Annotated in this window: 22 protein-coding genes and 1 pseudogene; 6 read left to right on the forward strand and 17 right to left on the reverse strand. The window is 66.5% G+C overall.

The window, feature by feature from the left end; genetic code table 11:
- The first annotated feature begins 1 nt into the window (after position 1).
- Genes V5A19_RS06880 through ccmI form a run of 4 tightly spaced genes read left to right on the forward strand, consistent with a single transcriptional unit; the run spans position 2 to position 4273 of the window.
- On the forward strand, positions 2 to 2005 hold the full coding sequence (locus V5A19_RS06880; protein WP_332317506.1) for a heme lyase CcmF/NrfE family subunit: 2004 nt from the start codon (positions 2 to 4) through the stop codon (positions 2003 to 2005).
- Positions 2005 to 2538 (forward strand): DsbE family thiol:disulfide interchange protein, encoded by a 534-nt coding sequence (locus tag V5A19_RS06885; RefSeq protein ID WP_332317505.1) that lies wholly within the window; start codon positions 2005 to 2007, stop codon positions 2536 to 2538. Before V5A19_RS06880 ends, V5A19_RS06885 begins: the two co-directional genes overlap by 1 nt.
- Positions 2535 to 3035 carry a cytochrome c-type biogenesis protein gene (locus tag V5A19_RS06890; protein ID WP_332317504.1) on the forward strand — a complete coding sequence of 167 codons (501 nt, stop codon included), beginning with the start codon at positions 2535 to 2537 and terminating at the stop codon, positions 3033 to 3035. Before V5A19_RS06885 ends, V5A19_RS06890 begins: the two co-directional genes overlap by 4 nt.
- Positions 3032 to 4273 carry a c-type cytochrome biogenesis protein CcmI gene (gene ccmI / locus V5A19_RS06895; protein WP_332317503.1) on the forward strand — a complete coding sequence of 414 codons (1242 nt, stop codon included), beginning with the start codon at positions 3032 to 3034 and terminating at the stop codon, positions 4271 to 4273. The genes V5A19_RS06890 and ccmI overlap by 4 nt, the downstream gene beginning before the upstream one ends.
- Before the next feature lie 278 nt (positions 4274 to 4551).
- Here the strand turns inward: ccmI and V5A19_RS06900 are convergent, their stop codons facing one another.
- Positions 4552 to 5244 (reverse strand): c-type cytochrome, encoded by a 693-nt coding sequence (locus V5A19_RS06900; protein ID WP_332317502.1) that lies wholly within the window; start codon positions 5242 to 5244, stop codon positions 4552 to 4554.
- A gap of 120 nt (positions 5245 to 5364) precedes the next feature.
- Positions 5365 to 5709, reverse strand: a complete 345-nt coding sequence (locus tag V5A19_RS06905; RefSeq protein WP_332317501.1) for a c-type cytochrome — start codon at positions 5707 to 5709, stop codon at positions 5365 to 5367.
- Positions 5710 to 5912: 203 nt separating this feature from the next.
- Between V5A19_RS06905 and yihA the strand changes: the two genes are divergently transcribed.
- Positions 5913 to 6542: a ribosome biogenesis GTP-binding protein YihA/YsxC gene (gene yihA / locus V5A19_RS06910; RefSeq protein WP_332317500.1), complete on the forward strand. Its 630-nt coding sequence runs from the start codon at positions 5913 to 5915 to the stop codon at positions 6540 to 6542.
- 310 nt (positions 6543 to 6852) lie between these two features.
- On the opposite strand, the gene V5A19_RS06915 is transcribed toward yihA, so the two are convergent.
- The 15 genes and pseudogenes from V5A19_RS06915 to cutA all read right to left on the reverse strand — a co-directional run bounded on the left by V5A19_RS06915 (position 6853) and on the right by cutA (position 21387).
- Positions 6853 to 7419: an L-threonylcarbamoyladenylate synthase gene (locus V5A19_RS06915; RefSeq protein ID WP_332317499.1), complete on the reverse strand. Its 567-nt coding sequence runs from the start codon at positions 7417 to 7419 to the stop codon at positions 6853 to 6855.
- A 19-nt stretch (positions 7420 to 7438) separates the two neighbouring features.
- Positions 7439 to 8716, reverse strand: coding sequence for a phosphoribosylamine--glycine ligase (gene purD, locus V5A19_RS06920; RefSeq protein ID WP_332317498.1), 1278 nt, complete (start codon positions 8714 to 8716; stop codon positions 7439 to 7441).
- 238 nt (positions 8717 to 8954) lie between these two features.
- Positions 8955 to 10520, reverse strand: coding sequence for a bifunctional phosphoribosylaminoimidazolecarboxamide formyltransferase/IMP cyclohydrolase (gene purH, locus V5A19_RS06925; RefSeq protein WP_332317497.1), 1566 nt, complete (start codon positions 10518 to 10520; stop codon positions 8955 to 8957).
- Between the two features lie 146 nt (positions 10521 to 10666).
- A complete protein-coding gene (locus tag V5A19_RS06930) occupies positions 10667 to 10975 on the reverse strand; it encodes a 2Fe-2S iron-sulfur cluster-binding protein (protein ID WP_332317496.1) in 309 nt (102 codons plus the stop codon).
- A 24-nt stretch (positions 10976 to 10999) separates the two neighbouring features.
- Positions 11000 to 11272 carry a helix-turn-helix domain-containing protein gene (locus tag V5A19_RS06935; RefSeq protein WP_332317495.1) on the reverse strand — a complete coding sequence of 91 codons (273 nt, stop codon included), beginning with the start codon at positions 11270 to 11272 and terminating at the stop codon, positions 11000 to 11002.
- A gap of 541 nt (positions 11273 to 11813) precedes the next feature.
- Complete coding sequence (locus tag V5A19_RS06940; protein WP_332317494.1) at positions 11814 to 12308, reverse strand: DUF3426 domain-containing protein; 495 nt, start codon at positions 12306 to 12308, stop codon at positions 11814 to 11816.
- Between the two features lie 258 nt (positions 12309 to 12566).
- A pseudogene (locus V5A19_RS14335) lies at positions 12567 to 12665 on the reverse strand (zinc-ribbon domain-containing protein); the annotation flags it as partial.
- Between the two features lie 6 nt (positions 12666 to 12671).
- On the reverse strand, positions 12672 to 13568 hold the full coding sequence (prmA, locus tag V5A19_RS06945) for a 50S ribosomal protein L11 methyltransferase (RefSeq protein ID WP_332317493.1): 897 nt from the start codon (positions 13566 to 13568) through the stop codon (positions 12672 to 12674).
- Positions 13569 to 13608: 40 nt separating this feature from the next.
- On the reverse strand, positions 13609 to 14952 hold the full coding sequence (accC, locus tag V5A19_RS06950; RefSeq protein ID WP_332317492.1) for an acetyl-CoA carboxylase biotin carboxylase subunit: 1344 nt from the start codon (positions 14950 to 14952) through the stop codon (positions 13609 to 13611).
- Positions 14953 to 15143: 191 nt separating this feature from the next.
- Positions 15144 to 15611, reverse strand: a complete 468-nt coding sequence (accB, locus tag V5A19_RS06955) for an acetyl-CoA carboxylase biotin carboxyl carrier protein (RefSeq protein WP_332317491.1) — start codon at positions 15609 to 15611, stop codon at positions 15144 to 15146.
- A gap of 69 nt (positions 15612 to 15680) precedes the next feature.
- A complete protein-coding gene (locus tag V5A19_RS06960) occupies positions 15681 to 16286 on the reverse strand; it encodes a tetratricopeptide repeat protein (protein WP_332317490.1) in 606 nt (201 codons plus the stop codon).
- 210 nt (positions 16287 to 16496) lie between these two features.
- Complete coding sequence (locus tag V5A19_RS06965; protein ID WP_332327744.1) at positions 16497 to 17051, reverse strand: TlpA family protein disulfide reductase; 555 nt, start codon at positions 17049 to 17051, stop codon at positions 16497 to 16499.
- Positions 17041 to 18936, reverse strand: coding sequence for a protein-disulfide reductase DsbD (gene dsbD, locus V5A19_RS06970; RefSeq protein WP_332317488.1), 1896 nt, complete (start codon positions 18934 to 18936; stop codon positions 17041 to 17043). Before dsbD ends, V5A19_RS06965 begins: the two co-directional genes overlap by 11 nt.
- Before the next feature lie 128 nt (positions 18937 to 19064).
- The gene (locus V5A19_RS06975; RefSeq protein WP_332317487.1) at positions 19065 to 20975 is read right to left on the reverse strand and encodes a thioredoxin domain-containing protein; all 1911 of its coding nucleotides are present in this window, start codon (positions 20973 to 20975) and stop codon (positions 19065 to 19067) included.
- A 103-nt stretch (positions 20976 to 21078) separates the two neighbouring features.
- Positions 21079 to 21387, reverse strand: coding sequence for a divalent-cation tolerance protein CutA (gene cutA / locus V5A19_RS06980; protein WP_332317486.1), 309 nt, complete (start codon positions 21385 to 21387; stop codon positions 21079 to 21081).
- A gap of 295 nt (positions 21388 to 21682) precedes the next feature.
- Between cutA and V5A19_RS06985 the strand changes: the two genes are divergently transcribed.
- Positions 21683 to 22153: an FxsA family protein gene (locus V5A19_RS06985; RefSeq protein ID WP_332317485.1), complete on the forward strand. Its 471-nt coding sequence runs from the start codon at positions 21683 to 21685 to the stop codon at positions 22151 to 22153.
- The last annotated feature ends 96 nt before the right edge of the window (positions 22154 to 22249 follow it).

Consider the following 22249-nt stretch of genomic DNA (forward strand, 5'->3'; position numbering starts at 1 on the left):
CATGATCCCCGAGCTCGGCACCGTTGCCCTCGCCCTCGCGCTGTGCGTGGCCCTCATTCAGGGCGCCTTTCCCCTGGCTGGGGCCCATAAAGGCATCGCCCCCTGGATGGCGGTGGCCCGGCCGGCGGCCATGGCCCAGTTCGGCTTCGTTGCCCTGGCCTTCGTCATCCTGGCCTACGCTTTCGCGGTCAGCGACTTCTCGGTGGCGTTCGTGGCCAACAACTCCAATACCGCCCTGCCCATCTATTACAGGCTTACCGCCGTCTGGGGCGGCCACGAGGGCTCCATGCTGCTGTGGAGCTTCGTGCTGGCCCTGTGGACCCTGGCGGTGGCGGTGTTCAGCCGCACCCTGCCGGCGGAGTTCGCCGCCCGGGTGCTGGGCGTGATGGGCCTGGTGAGCATCGGCTTCCTGCTGTTCATGCTGCTCACCTCCAACCCCTTCGAACGGCTGTCACCGGTTCCCGCCCAGGGGACCGATCTCAACCCCCTGCTCCAGGACATCGGCATGATCATCCATCCGCCCATGCTCTACATGGGCTATGTGGGCATGGCGGTGGCCTTTGGCTTCGCCATCGCTGCCCTGCTGGGCGGCCGGCTGGATCCCGCCTGGGCCCGCTGGTCCCGGCCCTGGGTGACCGTGGCTTGGATGTTTCTCACCGCCGGCGTCGCTTTGGGGTCGTGGTGGGCCTACTACGAGCTCGGCTGGGGCGGCTGGTGGTTCTGGGACCCGGTGGAGAACGCCTCTTTCATGCCTTGGCTTGTGGCCACCGCCCTGATCCACTCGCTGGCGGTAACCGAGAAGCGCGGCCTGTTCAAATCCTGGACGGTGCTGCTGGCCATCACCGCCTTCTCCCTGTCCCTGCTGGGCACCTTCCTGGTGCGGTCGGGGGTGCTCACCTCCGTTCACGCCTTCGCCACCGACCCTGCCCGCGGGGTTTACATTTTGACCTTCCTGGGCGTGGTGGTGGGCGGCTCGCTGCTGCTGTACGCCCTGCGCGGGCCGAGCACCCTGGGCGGGTCCACTTTCAGCAAGGTCTCCCGGGAGACCCTGCTGCTGGCCAACAATGTCCTGCTTATGGTAGCCATGGCCACCATCCTTCTGGGCACCCTGTATCCCCTGGTAATCGACGCCATGGGCGGGGGCAAGCTGTCGGTGGGCCCGCCCTACTTCAACACCGTGTTCGTCCCCATCATGAGCGTCCTCATGCTCCTTCTGGGCGTGGGCAACCTGGCGCGCTGGAAGCAGGACTCCCTGGGCAGGCTTTGGCGCCACCTCCGGCTGGCCCTGGCTGGGGCGGTAGTGATCGGCGGCGGAGGCGCCATAATGCTGGCGAGTGACACCTTCGCGGCGAAGACGGCCATGGTGGCCCTGGGCCTGATCCTGGCGGTATGGGTGCTGATCACCAGCGTCCAGTCGCTATGGACCCAACTTTCCACCAAGCGCTCGGTAGCCGCCGGCCTGGGCCGACTACCCGCGGGTGCCTATGGCATGGTGCTGGCCCACGTGGGGCTGGCGGTCACGGTGGTGGGCATCACCATGACCACCGCCTTCAACGTCGAAGAGCGCCTGCGCATGGCTCCGGGCGACACCAAAGAGTTGGCCGGTTACACCTTCCGCTTCGAGGGCGTGGATCGGGTAAGGGGGCCCAACTACGACGCGGCCACCGGGACTTTCAAGGTCAGCCATGACGGTCAGCAAGTAGCGACCCTTCAGCCCGAGAAGCGCAATTACATGTCGGGGGGCAAGCCCATGACCGAGGCGGGTATTGACGCCGGGCTGACCCGCGACCTGTACGCCTCCCTGGGCCAACCCCAGAGTGGTGAGGAGGGCGCCTGGAGCATCCGCCTCTACCACAAGCCCTTCGTTCGCTGGATCTGGCTGGGAGCCCTGTTTATGGTCGGTGGCGGCCTGGTTGCGCTTAGCGACCGCCGCTACCGGGTTACCCGCCGGCGCAAGGCCGAAGCCCCCGCCGGCGAGGCCCCGGCCCCGGCGGAAGGCGCCTAATGCAGGCCAGGCTGTGGATACCGCTGACCGTCTTCGTGGCCATCGTGGCCTTGCTGGGGGTGGGCCTGACCATGGATCCCGAGCGGGTGCCATCGCCACTGATCGGTAAGCCCCTACCCGATTTCGAGGTGGCGCGGGTGGATGATCCAAAAGACACGATCAGCCCCGCTGACCTGGAAGGCCAAGTTTACCTTCTAAATGTCTGGGCCTCCTGGTGCCGGGCCTGCCGCCAGGAGCACCCCGTCCTGATGGAGGCTTCCCGCCAAACCGAATTGACCATTGTCGGCCTGGATTACAAGGACGAGCGGCCGAAGGCCCGTGAATGGTTACGGCGGCGAGGCGACCCCTATGCCCTAAGCGCTTTCGATCCGCAGGGCAAGGTAGGCATTGACCTCGGCGTCACCGGAGTGCCGGAAACCTTCGTGGTGGATGCTGAGGGCATCGTGCGCCGGAAGTTCGTGGGCCCCATTACCCGCCAACAACTACGTAGCGAGATCTTGCCCCTGGTGGCCAAACTGAGGAAGTCGTCATGACCAGTCGCGGCCTATGGCTACCCCTGTTGGCCGCCCTTTTTGCTTCCGCAGCGGCGGGCGCTGTCGATGGCGGGGATCCGGAAAGCATGCGGGAGTTCGACTCTCCGCAACAGCAAGAGCGTTACTGGGCCCTGCTCGGCAAGCTGCGGTGCCTGGTCTGCCAGAACCAGTCCCTGTCGGACTCCGACGCCGATTTGGCCCAGGACCTTCGCGACGAGGTCTATGTCCAAATGGCCGAAAAAGGCAAGACCAATGAGGCCATCGTGGACTACTTGGTGGACCGCTACGGCGATTTCGTTCTCTACCGCCCGCCCTTCGAGCCCAGCACCTACCTCCTGTGGCTGGGACCGTTCCTGTTGCTGGCCATTGGCTTTGGCGTGCTGGTTGTGGTGGTGCGCCGCCGGCAGCAGGCCTTGACCCAGCCGCTGTCCGAAGCGGAACGGGCGCGGGTTAGCGAGCTCCTGGAAAACGAATCCGACGAGGATAAGCGCGAATGATCGTCTTCTGGATCGTCGTGGCCGCCCTGATCGTGGCCGCCGTGGCTGCTGTGGTGCCGGCCTTGTTGGGTCGGGTCCGCATGCCAGGGTCCAATCACATGGCCACCAACGTCGCCGTGTTCCGCGATCGCCTCAACGAGCTTCAGGCCGATCGCGACCGGGGTAAACTTTCCCCGGGGCAGTACGAGGCCGCCAAGGAGGAGCTGGAACAGGAGTTCGCGCAGGAGATCCCCGCTGAGCGCGGCCGGGACGAACCGGTACGGCATCCCGGTAGGGGCCGGTGGTCCCTGGCGATGGTGGGTCTGGGGGTCCCCGTGATCACCGTGGTCCTCTACCTCAGTCTGGGCCGACCGGATCTGGTGGCGCAGCCTCCGGCCACCCGCATGCCCGAGCAGCAAATCCAGCAGTTCGTCCAGCTGCCGACGGCCCAGCGCATACCCGCTCTCAAACGGTACCTGGACAACAATCCTCGTACGGGGGAGGCCTGGTTCCTCCTCGGCCAATCTCTCAGGGAACAGGACCAATACGGGGAAGCGGTAGAGGCCTATGACCGGGCCCGGGATTTCATGGGCGACCAAGCCCAGCTACTAGCCGGCTACGCCGAGGCCGTGGCCCTGTCCAACGATCGCCAGATCACTGACCGGGCCCGGGATCTGGCCGAAAAGGCCCTGGAACAGGATCCGGAGAATCAGCTGGCTCTTTGGCTCGCCGGTTCCGGGGCCATGGCCAACGACGACCGGGACCAGGCGGTGCAATATTGGCGGCGCTTGGCCCGGCAGTTGCCCGCCGATAGCCAGAGCGCGCAGATGATCAGGGGCTACATTGCCCAAGCGGAAGGAATCAGCGCTTCTGAGGTAACCATTGACCGGCCCCAGCAGGAACCGGGGGCTGGCCCCGCACTCACGGTGGCGGTATCCCTGTCCGGCAATCTGAAGGCGCAGGCCGAGCCCGATCAAACCGTTTTCATCTTCGCCCGCAGCCCCCAGGGCCCTCCCATGCCGGTGGCCGCGGTGCGCAAGAAGGTCGCGGACCTGCCGGTAACGGTCACTCTCTCCGACGCCCAGGCAATGACGCCTCAGCGCACCCTGTCCCAGCAGGAGCGGATTGTGGTGGGCGCCCGGGTGTCCAAGAGCGGGCGGCCGATGGCTTCCAGCGGGGATCTTCAGGGCCTCTCCGACACTGTTCCCGTGGAGGACGGTCGCCAGATCGACATCACCATTGACAGCCAAGTGCCCTAACCCAGGCGGTTGACCTCACGCAAAAAGGCCCGCCCCCAAGGCGGGCCTTTTTGCGAGCAACTGCACGTTGGCCCGAGCCTTCCGAAGCGGCTCAGGGGGAAAGGAACCAAGTTTATGGCCCCAGCTAGACCCGGCCTCTCCAGCCTTCCGTCCCCTGAAGCTTCATGGGAAGGGGCACCCACTCGACGGCAAGCTCGGGGTCCGAACGGTAAATAGCCCCGCGGGCACGGGGCTCTCTGCCTTGGAGCGCCAGGTAGTGGGCCGGCGGCCTCCAGCGTTTAGTCGCTGCCGCCACTCTCCGCATTGCTGAAGTAGGCAGCCGCCGCCGCGATTTGGTCGTCGGAGAGCTTGGGCGCGATCTCGGTCATCATCTGCGCGGGATCGTTGGCCCGGTTGCCACCCTTCCAGTCATTGAGCTGCTTCTCGATATAACCGGCATGCTGGCCGCCGATCTGCGGGAAAACCGGCGGGACGCCCTTCCCTTTGGGACCGTGACATGAGGTGCAGGCGGGGACATTGCTCTCGCTCACCCCGACCTTGGCGATCCGCTCACCCTTGGCTAGGACGTCCTGGGAGGCATCGGAACCTCCTACTACACTGACATCCTTCCGGGCGTAGTAGGCGGCCACATCGTGCATTTCCTGCTCGGACATGCCTCCAGCGATGTTGTTCATCTGGGGGTAGTTTTCCCGCTCCCCTGCGGCAAAGTTCTTCAGCTGCTTCACCTGGTAGGCCGGATCCTGGCCCGCCAATCGCGGGAAGTTGGCCATGGCGTTGCCCTTGCCGTCCTTACCATGGCATGTCTTGCAGGCCAAGACCTGGGGGTTGTCGGGCTTGCCCTGCATGACCAGCTCCTTGCCGGCCTCCGGATCCCCCTGGACGCCGTCCGCTTGCTCGGACTCGGCGGCCACGGCGGCGGGGGTCAGGGCCATTGAGGCGGCTAGGGCCAGTGCCCAATGGAGTGTCCGCATGACCGTCTCCTTCCTGTAGGAACCAATAAACGGGGAAAACCGCCAACAAAAGCGAAGCCAGAACGGCTTGCAACCGTTCCGGCTTCACTAGCCTAGAGGGGGATTCCCCCCGATCAATGCTTACTCGGCCATCCCGGCGACCCAATCGGCAATGGCGTTGAGCTTGTCGGTCTTGCCCACCGCGTTGGGCTGCGGCGGCATGGGGGTACCACCGGTCACGTCAGTCCAGTTGCCGGAGGCACCGTTTTTCACGTTGTCCTTGATGATGGACAGGATCTCGGCCTTGTCTCCACCGTACCGCTCGGAAACGGCCTGGTAGGAAGGTCCGACGAGCTTGTTCTGGGCGGCGTGGCAGGCGGTGCAGCCCAGCTCCTGGGCGGCAGCCTTACCTTCGGCGGCGTTGGCGCTGCCCATACCCAGCCCCAGGAGCATACTGGCGCTTAGGGCGATCAGAGACTTGTTCATGCTTATTCCTCCGGTTGGGAAGCAAGTGGCACCAGCCTGGGGCCGATGAAAGGTAGAATCGTTCCCCAGACTCCGCCTCATGGCCAAAGGGACCAGGGGGGGCCCTTGGTCGTGGGGCCGACCCGGTGCCCTTACTCCGATTTGTTTCCGGTTACAACCAATTTCTAGTATAAGAACACTCTTATAGATAGGTCAATCACCCCATGCATCCCCGCCTGCATCAAGCGCAATTCCTGATCGCCGCCGGCCGTCCCGACCAATTGCCGGTGGGCGGCCGGGAGGTCGCCTTCGCCGGGCGCTCCAATGTCGGCAAATCGAGCGCCATCAACGCCCTGCTTAATCGCAACAAGCTGGCCCGAACCAGCAATACGCCCGGCCGCACCCAGCAGATCATCTTCTATGCCCTTGGGAATGCGGATCGACGCCTGGTGGACTTGCCCGGTTACGGCTATGCCAAAGTGCCCCACGCGGTAAAGGAGCAGTGGGGGCGCCTGATTGAGACCTACCTACTGGACCGTAAATCTCTGGTAGGGCTGGTTTTGATCATGGACGCCCGCCGCCCGATGCAGGAATTCGACCAGCAAATGCTGGAATGGGCGGACCATTTTAACCTTCCGCTGCTCGTGCTGCTCACCAAAGCCGACAAGCTCAAGGCCAACGAAGCGCGCCGGACCCGGGATTTCGTAAAGGCGGAGCTGGCCAGCCGCTTCCCCGATATGAGGGCCCAGCTGTTCTCCGCCACCAAGGGAGCGGGGGTGGCCGAAGCCCGCGATCAGCTGGTGGCATGGCTCGGACTGGAGGAGCCCGCGGAAGGCGAACCGGGAACCCGATAGACTGCAAGGCCACTTGAGCTTGGCACGCGCCGCGGGTAACGTTTCGCCAGCTCGTCCCTTGGCCTGTGGCCCCATCCAGGCACCGGGCCTAAGCGAGCTTGGTACCGCCTTCTTGGCGGTTGGCGCCTGATTTCCCGGGAATAGACAAAAAAGAGCCCCGGAAAAGGGGGAAAACCGGGGCTCCACCCGCCCCAGGGGAAGGGGCGGCACCAAGAAACGGCCCTGACGGGCGGGGCAGGGCCGGAGACGGTTTGCCGTCTCACTTTGTTCGAGTTTTTCTTCCGGCTGGAGTTCCGGACCGCGACCATTTTTACCGGAACCGGTGGCCCGTCTCGGCATCGACTATAGCCGAGGGCCGTACTCGCATGCCTACCCGGCCATTGACGCAGCCGTCGATGCGATTACCGAGCTCGGCGGCCACCTCCTCCGCGGTTCGCGGCGCCGGACAGCCCTCGCGGTTAGCGCTGGTGGACACCAAGGCCCCGCCGAAGGCGTGACACAATCGGGCCGCATGAGGATGGGCAGTCAGGCGCAAGGCTACCTTTGGGTGGGCGCCCTGAACCCGTGCAGGGACACGCTCCGAAGGCGGCACCAGGAAGGTCACGGGCCCGGGCCAGAGGACCGCCAGGCGGGCCCGGGCGGCTTCGGATAATTCCCCCGTGTAGGGCCTCAGGTGCTCCCAGGCACCGCCGATCAGGATCAGGCCCTTGGCTTCCGCCCGTTCCTTGGCCATCAGCACCCGTTCCAGCGCCTCGTCGTTGGCCGGATCGCAGCCCAGCCCGAAGCAGCTCTCGGTGGGATAGGCCAGCACCGCCCCTTGTCGGAGCTGGTCACCGGCCTCGTCGATGGGAATGCGTAAGGGGATGGCAGGGCCCAAGGGAAGCTCCCGGAGGCGATCAGCCCCGGTCCAGGGCCCGGAAGCCGATATCGCGGCGGTAGTAAACGCCGGGCCAAGTGATGCGGTCAGCGGTCTCCAGCGCTCGCCGCCGGGCGTCCGCCACGTCGGTGCCCAAAGCGGTGATGCCCAAAACCCGGCCCCCGCTGGTTACCATCCGCCCAGCCTGCCGTTGGGTTCCCCCGTGGAACACCTTGAGCTGATCGCCCTCCGGGACGCCCTCCAGGCCCTCGATGGTATGCCCTTTTTCGTATTTGCCGGGATAGCCTTCGGCCACCTGCACCACGCACAACGCAGCCCGAGGATCCCACGCGGCCTCCAACCGGCTCAGATCACCCGACGGGCCTCCTTCCACCAGGTCCAGAAGGTCCGATTCCAGACGCATGAGCAATGGCTGGCATTCAGGGTCGCCGAACCGGCAGTTGAACTCCAGGACCCGCGGCCGGCCATCGCCGATCATCACCCCGGCATAGAGGACGCCTGTGTAGGGATGGCCCTCTGCGGCCATGCCGGCCACCACCGGACGAACGATCTCCTCCATGATCCTGTGATAGACCCCGCCTGTAACCACCGGTGCCGGGGAATAGGCCCCCATGCCCCCGGTGTTGGGGCCGGTGTCGCCCTCGCCCAGGGGCTTGTGGTCCTGGGAGCTGGCCAAGGGCAGGATGTGCTCGCCGTCCACTAGGCACAAAAAGGAGGCCTCCTCACCGGCCAGGCGTTCCTCCACCACCACCCGCTCCCCAGCGGCCCCGAGAGCCCCGCCCAGGATGTCGGTAATGGCGGCGCGGGCCTCCTCCGTGGTATCGGCCAGAACCACACCCTTACCGGCGGCTAGACCATCGGCCTTCACCGCCACCGATCCGCCCAAACCTGCGGCAAAATCGGCAGCCGCCTCGGCGTCGGCGAAGGTGTCATAGGCGGCGGTGGGGATCCCGTGCCGGGCCATGAAATCCTTGGCAAAGCCCTTGGAGCCCTCCAGGCGAGCGGCCGCCGCGGTGGGGCCGAAGCACCGCAGGCCGGCGGCATCGAAACGGTCGACAACGCCCTCTACCAGCGGGTCCTCGGGCCCGACCACGGTAAGCTCCACCGCCTCCCGCCGGGCCAGGGCCACCAAACCGTCCAAGTCGTCAGAGCCGACATCGGCGTTGACCACCCCCGGCTCAGCCTCCGTTCCGGCATTGCCCGGGGCGCATATTACCCGGTCCACCCGGGGGCTCCCCGCCAGCTTCCAGGCCAGGGCATGCTCGCGGCCGCCGCCGCCAACTACCAGGATGTGCATCTGGCTCTCCTGTGTAAGGGATGAGGCGTAACAGCTTAAACCGGGGAGGACAGCGCGATCCGCAGATGAGGCCGATTAACGCAATAACTGAGAAATTAAATCGGGGAAAGCTGGATAAGCATCCTGCCAAGCGGGTGGCAGTCTAGCCGAGCTGATACTGCCCTAGCATCTGTGGCCATCGGCGTCATCTGCGGATAATGCTTGGGGCGTCGCCATCACCCCTCACGCTTCACCCTGTCTAGTGCCGGAAATGCCGCATGCCGGTGAGCACCATGGCCAGCCCGTGCTCGTCCGCGGCCTCGATGACCTCGTTGTCGCGAATGGAGCCCCCCGGCTGGATTACGGCGGTGCAGCCCACCTCCACGGCCGCATCTAGGCCGTCCCGGAAGGGGAAAAAGGCGTCGGAGGCCATCACGGATCCAGCCAGCGGGATTTGGGCCTTGGTTGCGGCGATTCGGGAGCTGTCCACCCGGCTCATCTGACCGGCACCGATTCCCACGGTGGCCCGGTCCTTAGTGTAGACGATGGCGTTGGACTTGACGTGCTTGACCACCCGCCAGGCGAACATCAGCTCGCCCCATTCGGCTTCGCTGGGCTCACGCTGGGTGACGGCGCGCAGCTCATTGTCCTGGCAAAGCTGGTTATCGCGATCCTGAACCAGCAACCCGCCATTGACCCGCTTGTAGTCGTAACGGCTGGCCTCGGGAAGCGTCAGATCGGGGGTCTGGAGGACGCGGACGTTGGCCTTGGCGGCAAAGGCCTCAAGCGCCTCCTCGTCATAGGCGGGGGCGATAACCCCTTCCACGAACTGCTGTTCGATGATGCCGCGGGCGGTGGCACCGTCCACCCGGCGGTTGAAGGCGATCAGGCCGCCGAAGGCGGAGGTCGGGTCGCAGGCGAACGCCCGCCGATAGGCGTTTAGGGGATCGCCGGCCTCCGCCACGCCGCACGGGTTGGCGTGCTTGACGATGACGCAGGCGGTCTCGCGGAACTCCTTCACCGCCTCCAGGGCGGCGTCCAGATCCGCGACATTGTTAAAGGACAGCTCCTTGCCTTGAAGCTGGCTGGCGGTGGCGACGCTGGCCCCGGCAGCCTGAGGCTCGCGGTAGAAGGCGCCGCGCTGTTGGGGATTCTCCCCGTAGCGCATGGCGGCGGCCTTCTCGAAGGACAGGTTAAGGGTCGCCGGGAATCCCTCCTTGCCGCCGTCGTCCCGGAACCGGCCCAGATAGCCGGCGATGGCACCGTCGTAACGGGCGGTGTGCTCGAAGGCCTTGCGGGCCAGGGCGAAGCGGGTGGCCTCGCCCACGGCTCCCCCGGAGGAGCGCATCTCCTTAAGCACAGGCATGTAGTCGTCGCTGTCCACCAACACGGTAACATGGGCGTGGTTCTTGGCCGCGGCCCTCAGCATGGTGGGGCCGCCGATATCGATGTTCGCCACGGCCTCGTCCAGAGAGGCCTGAGGGTCGGCGATTACCTCCTCGAAGGGGTAGAGGTTGGCGACCACTAGGTCGATGGGCGGAACGTCATGCTCGTCCATCTGGCGGCGGTGATCCGGATCGCTGGGCTGGGCCAGCAAGCCGCCGTGGATACGCGGGTGGAGGGTCTTAACCCGGCCGTCGAACAGCTCCGCCGAGCCGGTGTAGTCGGCGACCTCGGTCACAGGGGTGCCGTGCTCGCGCAGCAAGCGCGCCGTTCCCCCCGTGGAGAGGATCTCCACACCGAACTCGGTGTGCAGGGCCCGACCGAGTTCCTCCAAACCACTTTTGTCCGATACGCTGACCAGGGCCCGCTGAATCTTTGCCATCGTGTCCTGCCTTTGTGGGCGGGCAGCAGGGGCCGCCCGCATATTCCGACTCTCGCTTGACCGGCGACAACCAACCGAAAGAGGCTGGATGGTGCCAGCCAGCCTCTGATCATGCCGCTTTACCGGTTACCGCGGCTGTCGGCGGCTCAGGCGTAGCGATTCTGCCGCCGCTTGCCCGGCGGGATGTAGACCACCGTGTCCGTTTGCAAGAGGTACCGGCAGGACAAGCGTGTCCCCATGTCCAACCGATCCTTCGCCAGCATGCGGCGATCGACGGCGGTTGGCTCATTAGGCTCCGAGCGCAATCGCACGAAGCACTTGCCGCACTCACCGTGACCGCCGCAGTCGCTGGTTATGTTGATGCCCAGCTCGCGGGCGGCATGAAACAGGGAGGTGCCTCGGGGCACCTCCACCACCTCGCCTTCGGGTTCCACGGTCAAGCGGACGGCGTCCATGGTTGGCCCTCCCGCTCCGCCCGGCTAGCCCCGGGTCCGGATGCGGTGCTCCTCCAGCTTCTTGCGCAGAGTGTTGCGGTTCAGGCCCAGCAGCTCGGCCGCGCGACGCTGATTGCCACCGGTTTCGGTCAGGATCCGCTCGAGCAACGCCTGTTCCACCTCCGCCTGGACCACGTAGTAGAGGCGCCCGCAGGGGCGCTCCCCTTCCAGACTGGCGAAATATTCGTCCAGGGCCTCGTCGATACTGGCCTTGAGACCCGGATAGTCGCGGTCTTGCTGGGAGTTGGAGCTTGCCACGTCAGGCCACATCCTTGCGCTGGTGGAAAAAGAAACCCCGGACCGCGGCCCCGTTTCGCCCATCTAAAGATTTACGCGGGGGCGCGGAAAGCGCCCACCGCGGCCCCGTTTCGCCCATTAAAGGGGCGCCGAGGCGGCGCGTCCGCGGCGCCCCCCCAACTGCTGGGCAGTAACCGCCCAGATACCGGGAAGGCGGTGGCGGCTTTCGCTGGCAGGCCCGGATCATCCCCGACAGTCTCGACCGCCACGGAAGGAAGCCCGCCCCGGTAGGCGCGCCTTGGCAACAGCCTGCCCCTCTCCCGTCAGCCTAGAGCGGCTAATAATCATCTAGGGAACCGTGGGACCCCGCTCCCAGATCCGGCGGATGGGCCGCTCCACGTGCAGGCCATCGGCGCTCGGGCCCGGTCATGGGGCAGAACATGGGGCATCCCAGTGAAGGGTCGCAGGCCCACGGCACCGGCCCCCACTTCCTGCTCCCATGGGGATTGCGGCAAACCCTCTATTCTATGCCGGCCACGCCCGGCCAATCAACGCGGCCCGGCTAGCGGGCAAGCTCCACCCGGAAACGCCGGCTTCCGGGTGGAACATCGGCCAGGACCACCACAAAGGGCTCACTCTGACCCGGTCCCAGCCTTTGGGGAAAGGCTGCCCGGGCCCCCTCCCACCGCCGCCGCAGCTGTTCGGCGTCCATGTCACCGGTAACCGCAAAAGGCTCACCGGGCGCCTTGATACGGCGATAGCGGACCCCGCTGCCGGGGGTATCGGCCCGCAGCTCCAACCTAGGCGAGGGCTGAGCGAAGGAGGCGGAATTGATCAGAAGACCTTCCATCAGAGTCACCCGCCGGCCCGAGGCCAGGGTCACCAAGCGGGCTTGCACCCCTTCCACCCGGTACCGGCTCAGGGCCACGGGCAGCTTCCAATCCACTCCGGCGACCTCCAGGCCTTTCTGGGTCGTGGCACGCACCCAGGGCTGGGCCAGCAGCTGGGTCCGGAAAGCATAGCCCAGCTCCAGGGCCAAACCCGCAACCAGGAGCAATACCAGCAGCCCCAGCAGGAAAGAGCTCGCCCGACGACCACGGCCCGATCCCCGCCGGCCCGAAGAACGGCTGGTACGGCCCTCGCCCCCACCCTTTTCGGCAGCCGGCCCGGAAGGTGACGGCTCACCGGCTCCGAGGGCATGTAGCGGTTGTTGCTCACTGGGGACCACGGAGGCGCCTTGCGCATCCCCACCACCGGGCTCCTGCCCTGATAGCAAGAGGCTTTGCGGAGCCTCCTCAGGAAATACCAGGAAACGGTGGCCGCAATGGGAACAACGTGCCCGGGTACCCTCCGGTCGGAGCTGCTCGGGATCCACGCGGAAACGGGTGCCACAGTTGGGGCATTGAACCTGCACCGTCGCCTAGCCCCCTTCCCGGGTTCCGTCGAGGCGGACCCATTCGCCATCATCGACTTGGCCTGTCCAATGGATCGCGGGGAAGGCCTCCCGGACCCGGTCGGCATGCCCCTTCAGGATACCGGACAAGGCTAACTCGCCACCCGGGGCCAGCTGAGCGTTAATGTCGTCGGCGAGCTCAATAAGCGTCTGGGAAAGGATATTGGCCACCACCCGAGGGAAGGGGCCACGGCCCGCCAAGCCGCCGGGCACAAAGGCCACCTCGATGTTATCTTCAACCCCGTTGGCGGCTGCGTTGGCGCGCGTGGCTTCCAAAGCCTGGGCCTCATTGTCCACGGCAAGCACCCGCGACGCCCCCAGCTTGGCCGCAGCGATGGCCAGGATACCGCTGCCGCAGCCGTAATCCAGGACCTCGGGTGCTTGGGCGGGGTCGATGCAGGCGTCCAGCCACTCCAGGCACAGGCGGGTAGTGCCGTGCTGGCCGGTGCCAAAGGCCATTCCGGGGTCGAGAACCAGCTCCACCCTCCCCTCGGGCTTGGTGGCCTCCACCCAGCTGGGGCGCACCCACAGGCGCTGACCGGCAGGAAAGGCATGGAAATGAGCCTTCCACGCATGGGCCCAGTCCAGGCCCTCGACTGGCACCCATTCCAGCGGTAGGCGGGTGCTCAGGGCGGCCGCCAGACGCTCCTCTAGATCCCCGGGAACGGCATCGGCGGCGAACAGTCCGGAAACCAGGTTCTGGCCCCAGACCCGGCCCGGCTGGAAATTGGGCTCGTCGTCGACACCGGTTACGGTCACCACCGAGGCCGCGGCAGCAAGCAGCGCCTCCTCCACGGCGTCCACCTGCTCCCGCACCGCAAGAAGGCGGGCTTCTATCCAGTCCGGATCCCGGACCTCGGTCATGGGCTTATGCCTTGGCCCGGACGAGTGAACGAATTGGCGGTCATTCCTCCCCCAGGAAGCGCTCGAGGAAGTGGATGTCCACGCCTCCGTTCTGGAACCGGCCGTCCCGCAGCAGGCGCTTATGCAGGGGGATGGTGGTCTTGACGTCGCCCACGATGAATTCCTCCAGCGCCCGAGACAGCCGGGCGAAGGCCACATCCCGGGACTCGCCGTCGACCACCAGCTTGCCCAGGAGGCTGTCGTAGAACGGCGGGATGACATAGCTGGTGTAGGCGTGGGAATCGATCCGAACCCCGGGCCCTCCCGGCAAGTGCAGATGATCGATGCGGCCAGGGGAGGGGCTGAATGTTTCCGGATCCTCAGCGTTGATCCGGCACTCGAAGGCCCAGCCGGATAGCTCGATGTCCTCCTGGCGATAGCGCAGGGGCTCGCCGGCGGCCACCCGGAGTTGCTCAGCCACCAGATCCAACCCGGTAACGGCCTCGGTGACCGGATGCTCAACCTGCAGGCGGGTGTTCATCTCGATGAAGAAGAAATCGCCGTCTTCGTACAGGAATTCGTAGGTGCCCAAACCGGTGTAGCCGATCTTGCGGGCGGCCTCGGCGCAGCGTTCGCCCAGCTCCCGGCGCAGCTCGGGGGTGATCCCCGGGGCCGGTGCCTCTTCCACCAGCTTTTGATGGCGACGCTGGACCGAGCAATCGCGCTCACCCAGATGAATGGCGTTGCCGTGGCGATCAGCGAGGACCTGGAATTCGACGTGACGGGGCTGGCCCAGGTACTTCTCCAGGTAGAGGGTGTCGTTGCCGAAGGCCTTGCCAGCTTCGGCCTTGGTCATGGCCACGGCGTTGAGGAGGCTGGCCTCGGTGTGGACCACCCGCATGCCCTTGCCGCCCCCGCCGCCGGACGCCTTGATCATGACCGGATAGCCCACCTCCCGGGCGAGCCGGCGGACCTCGTCGTCGTCGTCCGGGATGGGGCCGTCGGAGCCTGGGACACACGGCACGCCGGCCTCCTTCATGGTGCGCTTGGCGGCCACCTTGTCGCCCATGGTCCGGATCAGGTCGGGGGAGGGGCCGATAAAGGTAAGCCCGGAGGAATCCACGATCTCGGCGAAGTCGGCATTTTCCGACAGGAAGCCGTAGCCGGGATGGATGGCCTCGGCGTCGGTGACCTCGGCCGCGCTCATGATGGCGGGGACGTGGAGGTAACTATGGCTCGCCGGCCCGGGGCCGATGCAAACCGACTCGTCAGCAAGCTTAACGTACTTGGCGTCCCGATCGGCCTGGGAATGCACGGCCACAGTCTTGATGCCGAGGTCCTTGCAGGCCCGCATGATGCGCAGCGCAACTTCGCCGCGATTGGCGATCAAAACCTTGTCGAACATGGCTTACCCCGCCCGTCGGGCCGTTGCTTGCCGCATTTCGCCTCGACTCCGGCCGGGGTGGCCAGGGCAAACGCAATGGGTAATAACGACCGTGGAAAGCACAAACACCCCCTAATCCTCTATGCGGTAAATGCAACGGCCAAGGCCTCCGGCGCAGGAGGCGCCGAGACCCGGGCAAGCCTATCAACGGCCTACCCCTCGGGGTCGATCAAAAAGAGCGGCTCGCCGAACTCGACGGGCTGGGCGTTCTCCACCAGGATCTTTTCGATGCGGCCGGCGTGCTCCGCCTCGATCTCATTGAAAAGCTTCATGGCCTCGATCACGCAGAGGGTGTCACCGACGTTCACGTGGTCCCCCTCGCGGACATAGGGATCGGACTCCGGAGTCGGCGCGCGATAGAAGGTGCCCACCATGGGCGCCTCCTGATAGAGGCCGGTTTCCTCAGGGACTTCAGGCTGGGCAGGGGCCGCCGCGGCAGGGGCCTGGGCGGAAGACACCTGGGGCGGGGGAGCAGGTGGCGGCGCAGCGGACGGCGGGGGCGGCGGCTGCGCTTGGCCGCGGCTGACACGGACGCTCTCCTCGCCCTCGGAAATCTCGATCTCGGTAACATCCGATCCCTCGAGCAGCTCGATCAGCCGCCGGATCTTGCGAATGTCCATACCTTCCCCCTAGTGGAACCGGCAACAGCCACTCCGGGACCGGAATCGGACCCGGCGGCAGGAATTGGGTCATTGGCTGGTTCGTTCTTCCAGGCGGTCCAGGAAACGGCGTAGGCGGAGGGCCTCGTAATTGCCGTCAAGACGGTCCAGGAAATCCGTCAGGCGCCTTTCGGCCAGCCGGGGATCGATCCCAAGTCCTGCCAAACCGGCCCCGCTAGCGGCCGAGGCCGACGCGCCCGCCGCAGGAGGCCGTTCGGTTGCGGCCTCCGCCATTAGCGCGGCCTCGCCCTCCCCCTGATCCAGTGCCGCCAGCCTGCGGCGCCATTCCCCACTCCGCTCATCCTCCGAGGCCTCGGCGAGCAGCTGGCGGTAAACGGCAGCTGCCGCTTCGGTATGGCCTTGGCCCGCGTACAGCTCGGCCAGGGTAGGTGTGGGTGGCGGTCCCTGGGAGGTGTCACGGCGATCGGGATCGGGCGCCTCCAGCGCTTTCTCCAGGAACTCGGCGGCCCGCTGCGGCTGCCCTCTGAGGCTGGCCACCTTCCCCATCAGGCGCAGGGCCCGGGGCTCGTAATCATCGAACTCCAGGATCCCCCGGAGCTCCGCCTCCGCCTCGTCCAGGCGGCCCTCGTCCAGGGCCTCACGGCCCTTGGCCAGGGCCTTTTCCACGTGAATCATAGCGTCCCCAGCTGGTAGGAAAACCCACCCATTGAAGGACCGGAAATCGAAAATTACGGACAGATCCCGGCCAGTTCCTGGCGCCGGCCCTCGTACACCGAATCCGCCATGCTATCGCCCACCCCGAACCACGTCCAATGAAGCGCCCCCTTGATCCGCAAAAAAGCCCGGACCGCCAGGCCCGGGCTGGTTTACCAGAAAGGCCGGCGATTAAAGCAGGGCCTTCACCGCCCGCCACAGCTTGTCTTTGCCCGGGTTGCCTTGAAAGGTCGCCCGGATACGGCCTTGGGTATCGATCAGGACCGTATACGGCACCCCCGCCGGATCCCCGAAACGCTTCATAATCCCGTCCATCCCCTGCTTGACCAGGGGCACCGGGTAGTTGAGCCCGTGCTTTAAGGCATAACTGGCCACCTTCTGGTGGAAAATATCCGGATTCTTGGGCTCGCGGCTGTCGATCTTCCAGTTCATGGCCGCCCCGACCACCTGCAGGCCGCGGTCGCCCAGGTCCTCCTGGAGCTCGATCAGGTGCGGAATCTCCTTCTTGCAGTAGGGGCACCAGGTGGCCCAGAAATTGAGCAATACTACCTTGCCGCGGAAATCGGTAAGGGCAACCTTGCCGTTGTCCAGCGTGGGTTGCTGCAGTGCAGGCGCCTCCATCGCCTCTTCGGCCGAGACCACGGGGGCTTCGCTGCATCCCGCCAGGACCGGGCCGGCCACCATGATGGCTACGACTAGCATGCGAAATAGCGGCCTAATCCGCATAGACCTTTCCTACATGCTCCAGGAAGGCCTCGGCGTCCATGTAGCCGGCGACGCGGGAAGCGCTCATCTCCTCGCCGTCGCGGTTGTAGAACATGATTGCCGGCGGACCGACTATGTTGAAGTGGCGCTGCAGGGCCTTGTGTGCCTGGTTCTGCTCGGTGACGTCCACCTGCACCAGCCGCACGTCATGGCGATCCAGGATCTGTGCCACCTCGGGGCTGCGGAAGGTGGTGCGCTCGTAGCGCACACACTCCACGCACCAGTCGGCGTAGAAGTCCAGCATCAACGGCCGGTCCGCAGCAGCGGCCTCGTCGATCACCGCCTTCAGCTCCTCCAGGTTGGCTACCCGCTGGAACTCCAGGTGGGACTTTTCTGAGCCGCCACCGGCGCCACCGCTAGTAGCGGTGACCTTGGCCAGCGGCCGCAGGGGATCCTGGGCGCCGGTGACACCGCCAACCAGTTCCAGGGCCCCTAGGATCACCAGGACCAGGCCCAGGCCCTTCCAAAGGCGGCGCCAACCGGAGACCTCAGGGTCGTGGCGGTCGAAGGCACCCATATAGATGCCGGAAACCACCAGCAGCATGCCCCACAGAAGCAGCGACACCGGGTAGGGCAGGATGCGCGACAGCAGATAGATGGCCACCCCCAGGAGCAGGACACCGAAGACGTACTTAACGATATTCATCCAGACCCCGGCGCGCGGCATCACCGAGCCGGCGGTGGTGCCTACCACCAGCAGCGGCACCCCCATACCTAAGGACATGACGAACAGGGACAGCCCGCCCAGGGCCATGTCCCCGGTCTGGCCGATGTAGATCAGCGCCCCGGCCAGCGGCGGCGCCACGCACGGCCCCACGATCAGGGCGGAGAGCACGCCCATGACCAGGGTGCCGACGACGCTGCCCCGGCCCAGGTGCTGCTGCGATTCCTGCAGCCGGGTCTGCAGGCTGGCCGGCAACTGCAAGTCGTAGAAGCCGAACATGGACAGCGCCAGGGCCACGAACACGGCGGCGAAGGCGCCGATCACCCAGGGGTCCTGCAGCGCCGCCTGGATGGCGGCGCCGGTGGCCCCGGCAATCACCCCCAGGGCGGCGTAGGTCACCGCCACCCCCAGGACGTAGGCCAGCGACAGCACGAAGGCCCGGGTCTTGGTCATGCCCCGGCCCTCCCCGCCCTGGCCCACGATGATCCCGGACAGGATGGGGATCATGGGGAAGATGCAGGGAGTGAACGCCAGGGCCAGCCCGGCCAGGAAGAACACCCCCACCACGGTCCAGCCCCCGGCCTCCAGGGCCGAGGCGAACCGGGTCTGCTCCGAGGCCGGACCCTGGGGGCCGGCGGATGCGCCCTCGCCGCCGGCGGCGTCGCCACTGCCTCCGGCGGCGCCGCCATCGCCGGCGTCCGGTGCTGCCGCAGCGGCTGTGGGCAGGACCAAATCGAAGTCGGCGGTCTGCGGCGGGTAGCACACCCCGGCATCGGCGCAGCCCTGGTAGTGGGCGGTCACCGTCACCTCCCGGGCACCGTTGAGGCCCTCAAGATCGGCGGTCAGGTGGGCCTCGCCGCGGAAGACCTGGAGCCGCTCGTCAAAGGTCTTGTCGTACTTCTCCTTACCCGGCGGCTTCTCGATCCCAGCCACGCTCACCCCGCCGGGCTCCACCACCTCCAGATCCAGCTTATCGCGGTAGAGGTAGTAGTCTTCGGCCACGTCCCAGGTGATGCGCACCCGGTCCGGGCCCACCGCCTCGGCCGTGGGCTTGAAGGCCTTCTCCGGGTCCAAAAGGTCCGATTGGGCGGCAGCGGGACCGGCGCCGGCCGCGATCAGAACAAGCCCAAGCAGGCCCGCCAGCAAGCCCTTGCCGTTGGCCACCCAGTTTGGGTTTTTCATGCCGTATCCGCTCCTTTCCCGGTTTTCGGCCCGGTTCGCCTCGGGCCGTTGGGGGATCTTTCGCCAGCGCCTAGAACACGCATTCTAATCAGTTGACATGCACACGCCACCCCCATGAAGGGGCCCGTTCAATCTGCCAGCGGCAGAAGGTTCGGCCACCGCGCCAGCAGATAGCCGGCCGCCTCCGGATGACCATGGACCCTGGCGGCCTGCCAGGCTGCCTCCGTGCGCGCCGCCTCCAGCCAGCGCTTGCCGCCGCCCTGCCTACCGAGGGCGAGCATTGCCCGGACAGCGAGGGAGTTGGCGGAGGGCTCGGGGTTATCGTCCACCGGCTTGGGCCGCAGCCACAGCCGGCCTCCGGCGCGGGCGTACAGACCGCCCTGGGGATCCCGGAATTCGGTTTGCAGCGCTTCCAGAAGGCCCCTTGCCCGCTTTCGCCAGACCGCCTTGCCGGTAGCCCGGTGGAGGGCCAAAGCCGCCTCGGCCAGGGCCGCGTAATCGGTGGCCGTCCCGGCAGGTCCGGGTCGGCCATCGGTCCAGGAACGCCGGACCCGGAGGCCACCCTCGCCGTCGACCACAAGGTGCTGCCAGACGAAGGCCGCGGTGCGCCGGGCCGCCCGCCGGTAATAGGGCTCTTGCAAAACTCGGGCCGCGCGAACCAACGTTGTAACCATATAACCGTTCCAAGCCGCCAGCAGCTTGCGGTCGGTCTCCGGCAACGGCCGCTGGCGCCGGTGCCGGGCCAATCGGCGGCGGGCCTCGGCCAGCCGCTCCCGGGCCTCGGCTTGGGCCAAACCGAACGCCTGTGCCAGTTCGGCCACCTCGGCCGCCCGGTAGAGGACATTGCGCCGTCCCAGACCGGCGCCACCGGTATTGCCACCCGGCTCCACGCCGTAGCGGTCGGCAGCCATTTCGCGCAGCTCCCCCTCCCCAAGGGCGTCGGTGAAGGCTTCCCAGGACCAGGTATAATAGGCGCCCTCTCGCGTCTGCTCCGGCTCCTCCGGAAGCGGGCTGCTAGCGGCGAGCGCGGCAAAGAAGCCGCCCTGGGGATGGCGCATGTCGGTCAGGGCGAACGCCAGGGTACGCCGGGCCACGCGGGCATGTCGGGGCTGGCCGGTGCGCTCGAAGGCCGCCAGGTAGGCCCGACCCAGCAGGGCCTGGGTATAAAGCATCTTCTCGAAATGGGGCACCCGCCATTGGGGGTCGGTGGCGTAGCGATGGAAGCCGCCGCCCAGCTGGTCGAACAGGGCCCCGGCCACCATGGCATCGAGGGTGTCCAGGGCCATTCCCGCCTGCTCATCCGAGGGACGGCCCAACAGGAAAAGCAGATCCGAAGCGCGGGGGAATTTCTGACTGGTGCCGAAGCCGCCGTGGAAGACATCGTACTGCCGCGCCAGGGCACGGGCACCCCGGTCAGCCATCCCTGCCGGCAGGGGCGCCCCCTCCGGTACCGCGCTGCCCCGCTCCAGCTCATCGGCGGTGACGCGCGCCGCCTGCCGCAGCTGGCGCTCATTGGCCGCCCATTCGCGCGCGATGCGCTCGGCGAGGTCACGGAAGCCGGGCTCCCCCTGATCCGGCTCGGGCGGGAAATAGGTGCCCCCGAAGAAGGGCCGACCCTCGGGGGTGGCGAACACGTTAAGGGGCCAGCCCCCGTGGCCGGCGGTAGCCTCCACGAAGCGGAGATAGGCCGCGTCGACCGCGGGACGCTGTTCGCGGTCGACCTTCACCGCGATGAAATGCTCGTTGAGCAGGCGGGCGATGGCGGGATCCCGGAAGGATTCCCGCTCCATGACATGGCACCAGTGACAGGTGAAGTAACCGATGGAGATGAACAGCGGCTTATTCCGGTTCCGCGCCGCCTTGAAAGCGGCCTCGCCCCAGGGGCGCCATTCCACCGGGTTATCGGCATGCATGCGCAGATAGGGGCTGACGGCGTCGGCCAGCCGCCAGCCGCCGGACCGCTCACCGTCCGGAGCGGCCGCGGCCGGCCCCGTCAAAAACGCCATGACCACCAGCCCCACCAGAGCCCTCAATCGCACCGAGGATCACTCTCCCTTCCGGCCCCGGCCATTAGGCCGCCGACAGGGGCCAGGGTTCCCCCTGCCGTCACCCCTAACGCCTCACTTTTCACCCCTCACTTGCTCAGTCCAGGTGGTCGATCCAGCGCAGGTAGGCGGCCAGGCCCTGGTCGATGGAAACGGCGATGATCTCGGGGACGTCGTAGGGGTGCTCGGCCAGGATGGCCTCCTCCAGGGCCTGGTAGAGCTTCTCCTTGGTCTTGATCATGAGCAGGATCTCGTCGTCCTCCTCGATCCGGCCCTCCCACTCGAAGACGCTGGTGCCGGCGGTATGGCGGTGGACACAGGCCGCCAGCCGCTCCGAGACCACCTTGTGGCTGATGGCGCGGGCGACCTCCTCGTCGGGGCAGGTGGTGTAGACGATGATGTTCACGGCAGGCGCCTCCTTTTCGGGTAAACGGGAGAATAGTCGGCCGGGGAACTTCCGTCCGGGCCGATGGTCCGATTCTGTGGCCGATCAGTCAGTAAGCCCGGCTCACCACCTAGGCAACCGCCGGTGGCGACGGGCTCGGTGATTGAGAAGGCTTTTCCTCCTTTGTGGGTTGGGCGACGGCCTTATGGTCGTCGCCATTTTTTTTGCCTCCCCCCTTGAGGCGCCCCTTGGTTATCCCCATCTAATTATCGTCCCGGCGAGGCCGAGGCGCCATTCGACGCCGAAAAGGAGCCCCATGCGGCTTTTCCCCGTCCTGTTCGCGGTCTTCCTGGCGATCCCCCTGGTCGAGATCTACATCCTGATCGAGGTGGGCCAGGTCCTGGGGGCGCCGCTGACCATCTTGTCGGTGGTGGGCACGGCCCTGCTGGGCGCGGTGCTGGCCCGCTATCAGGGAATGGTAACGGTAACCCGGCTGTACACTCAGCTGAACACCGGGGAGCTGCCGGGCCAGACCCTTTTCGACGGGGCCTGCCTAGTGTTCGCCGGGGCGCTGCTGCTGACGCCCGGGTTCTTCACGGACGCCGTAGGCTTCGCCCTGCTGACGCCGCCCCTGCGCCGCTGGGCGTACCGGCGCCTTCAGCATCACCTGATCGTGCGCACCTTCGGCTCCGGCGGCGGTCCGGGAGGACCGCGGGAACCGGAGGAACCCGGGCCCACTACCATCGAGGGCGAGTTCCGCCACCGGGATAGCGACCGCGACCATTGAGCCGATCAGGCTTGACAACGGGCCAGGCCCGATTACCATTAGCACTCGTCGCCAAAGAGTGCTAACAAGTCTGCCCCCGAGCCGTTTGGGGGCCTT

It is taken from the genome of Thiohalorhabdus sp., assembly GCF_036628635.1.
Classification (GTDB): Bacteria; Pseudomonadota; Gammaproteobacteria; order Thiohalorhabdales; family Thiohalorhabdaceae; genus Thiohalorhabdus.

Bases quoted from the DNA above. Each gene is read 5' to 3' on its own strand.
- V5A19_RS06900 (WP_332317502.1), bottom strand. From the start codon at position 5,244: ATGCGGACACTCCATTGGGCACTGGCCCTAGCCGCCTCAATGGCCCTG.
- purH (WP_332317497.1), bottom strand. From the start codon at position 10,520: ATGGCAAAGATTCAGCGGGCCCTGGTCAGCGTATCGGACAAAAGTGGT.
- V5A19_RS06930 (WP_332317496.1), bottom strand. From the start codon at position 10,975: ATGGACGCCGTCCGCTTGACCGTGGAACCCGAAGGCGAGGTGGTGGAG.
- V5A19_RS06985 (WP_332317485.1), top strand. From the start codon at position 21,683: ATGCGGCTTTTCCCCGTCCTGTTCGCGGTCTTCCTGGCGATCCCCCTG.
- accB (WP_332317491.1), bottom strand. From the start codon at position 15,611: ATGGACATTCGCAAGATCCGGCGGCTGATCGAGCTGCTCGAGGGATCG.
- accC (WP_332317492.1), bottom strand. From the start codon at position 14,952: ATGTTCGACAAGGTTTTGATCGCCAATCGCGGCGAAGTTGCGCTGCGC.
- V5A19_RS06960 (WP_332317490.1), bottom strand. From the start codon at position 16,286: ATGATTCACGTGGAAAAGGCCCTGGCCAAGGGCCGTGAGGCCCTGGAC.
- V5A19_RS06905 (WP_332317501.1), bottom strand. From the start codon at position 5,709: ATGAACAAGTCTCTGATCGCCCTAAGCGCCAGTATGCTCCTGGGGCTG.
- yihA (WP_332317500.1), top strand. From the start codon at position 5,913: ATGCATCCCCGCCTGCATCAAGCGCAATTCCTGATCGCCGCCGGCCGT.
- V5A19_RS06885 (WP_332317505.1), top strand. From the start codon at position 2,005: ATGCAGGCCAGGCTGTGGATACCGCTGACCGTCTTCGTGGCCATCGTG.
- purD (WP_332317498.1), bottom strand. From the start codon at position 8,716: ATGCACATCCTGGTAGTTGGCGGCGGCGGCCGCGAGCATGCCCTGGCC.
- V5A19_RS06890 (WP_332317504.1), top strand. From the start codon at position 2,535: ATGACCAGTCGCGGCCTATGGCTACCCCTGTTGGCCGCCCTTTTTGCT.
- V5A19_RS06965 (WP_332327744.1), bottom strand. From the start codon at position 17,051: ATGCGGATTAGGCCGCTATTTCGCATGCTAGTCGTAGCCATCATGGTG.
- ccmI (WP_332317503.1), top strand. From the start codon at position 3,032: ATGATCGTCTTCTGGATCGTCGTGGCCGCCCTGATCGTGGCCGCCGTG.
- dsbD (WP_332317488.1), bottom strand. From the start codon at position 18,936: ATGAAAAACCCAAACTGGGTGGCCAACGGCAAGGGCTTGCTGGCGGGC.
- prmA (WP_332317493.1), bottom strand. From the start codon at position 13,568: ATGACCGAGGTCCGGGATCCGGACTGGATAGAAGCCCGCCTTCTTGCG.
- V5A19_RS06880 (WP_332317506.1), top strand. From the start codon at position 2: ATGATCCCCGAGCTCGGCACCGTTGCCCTCGCCCTCGCGCTGTGCGTG.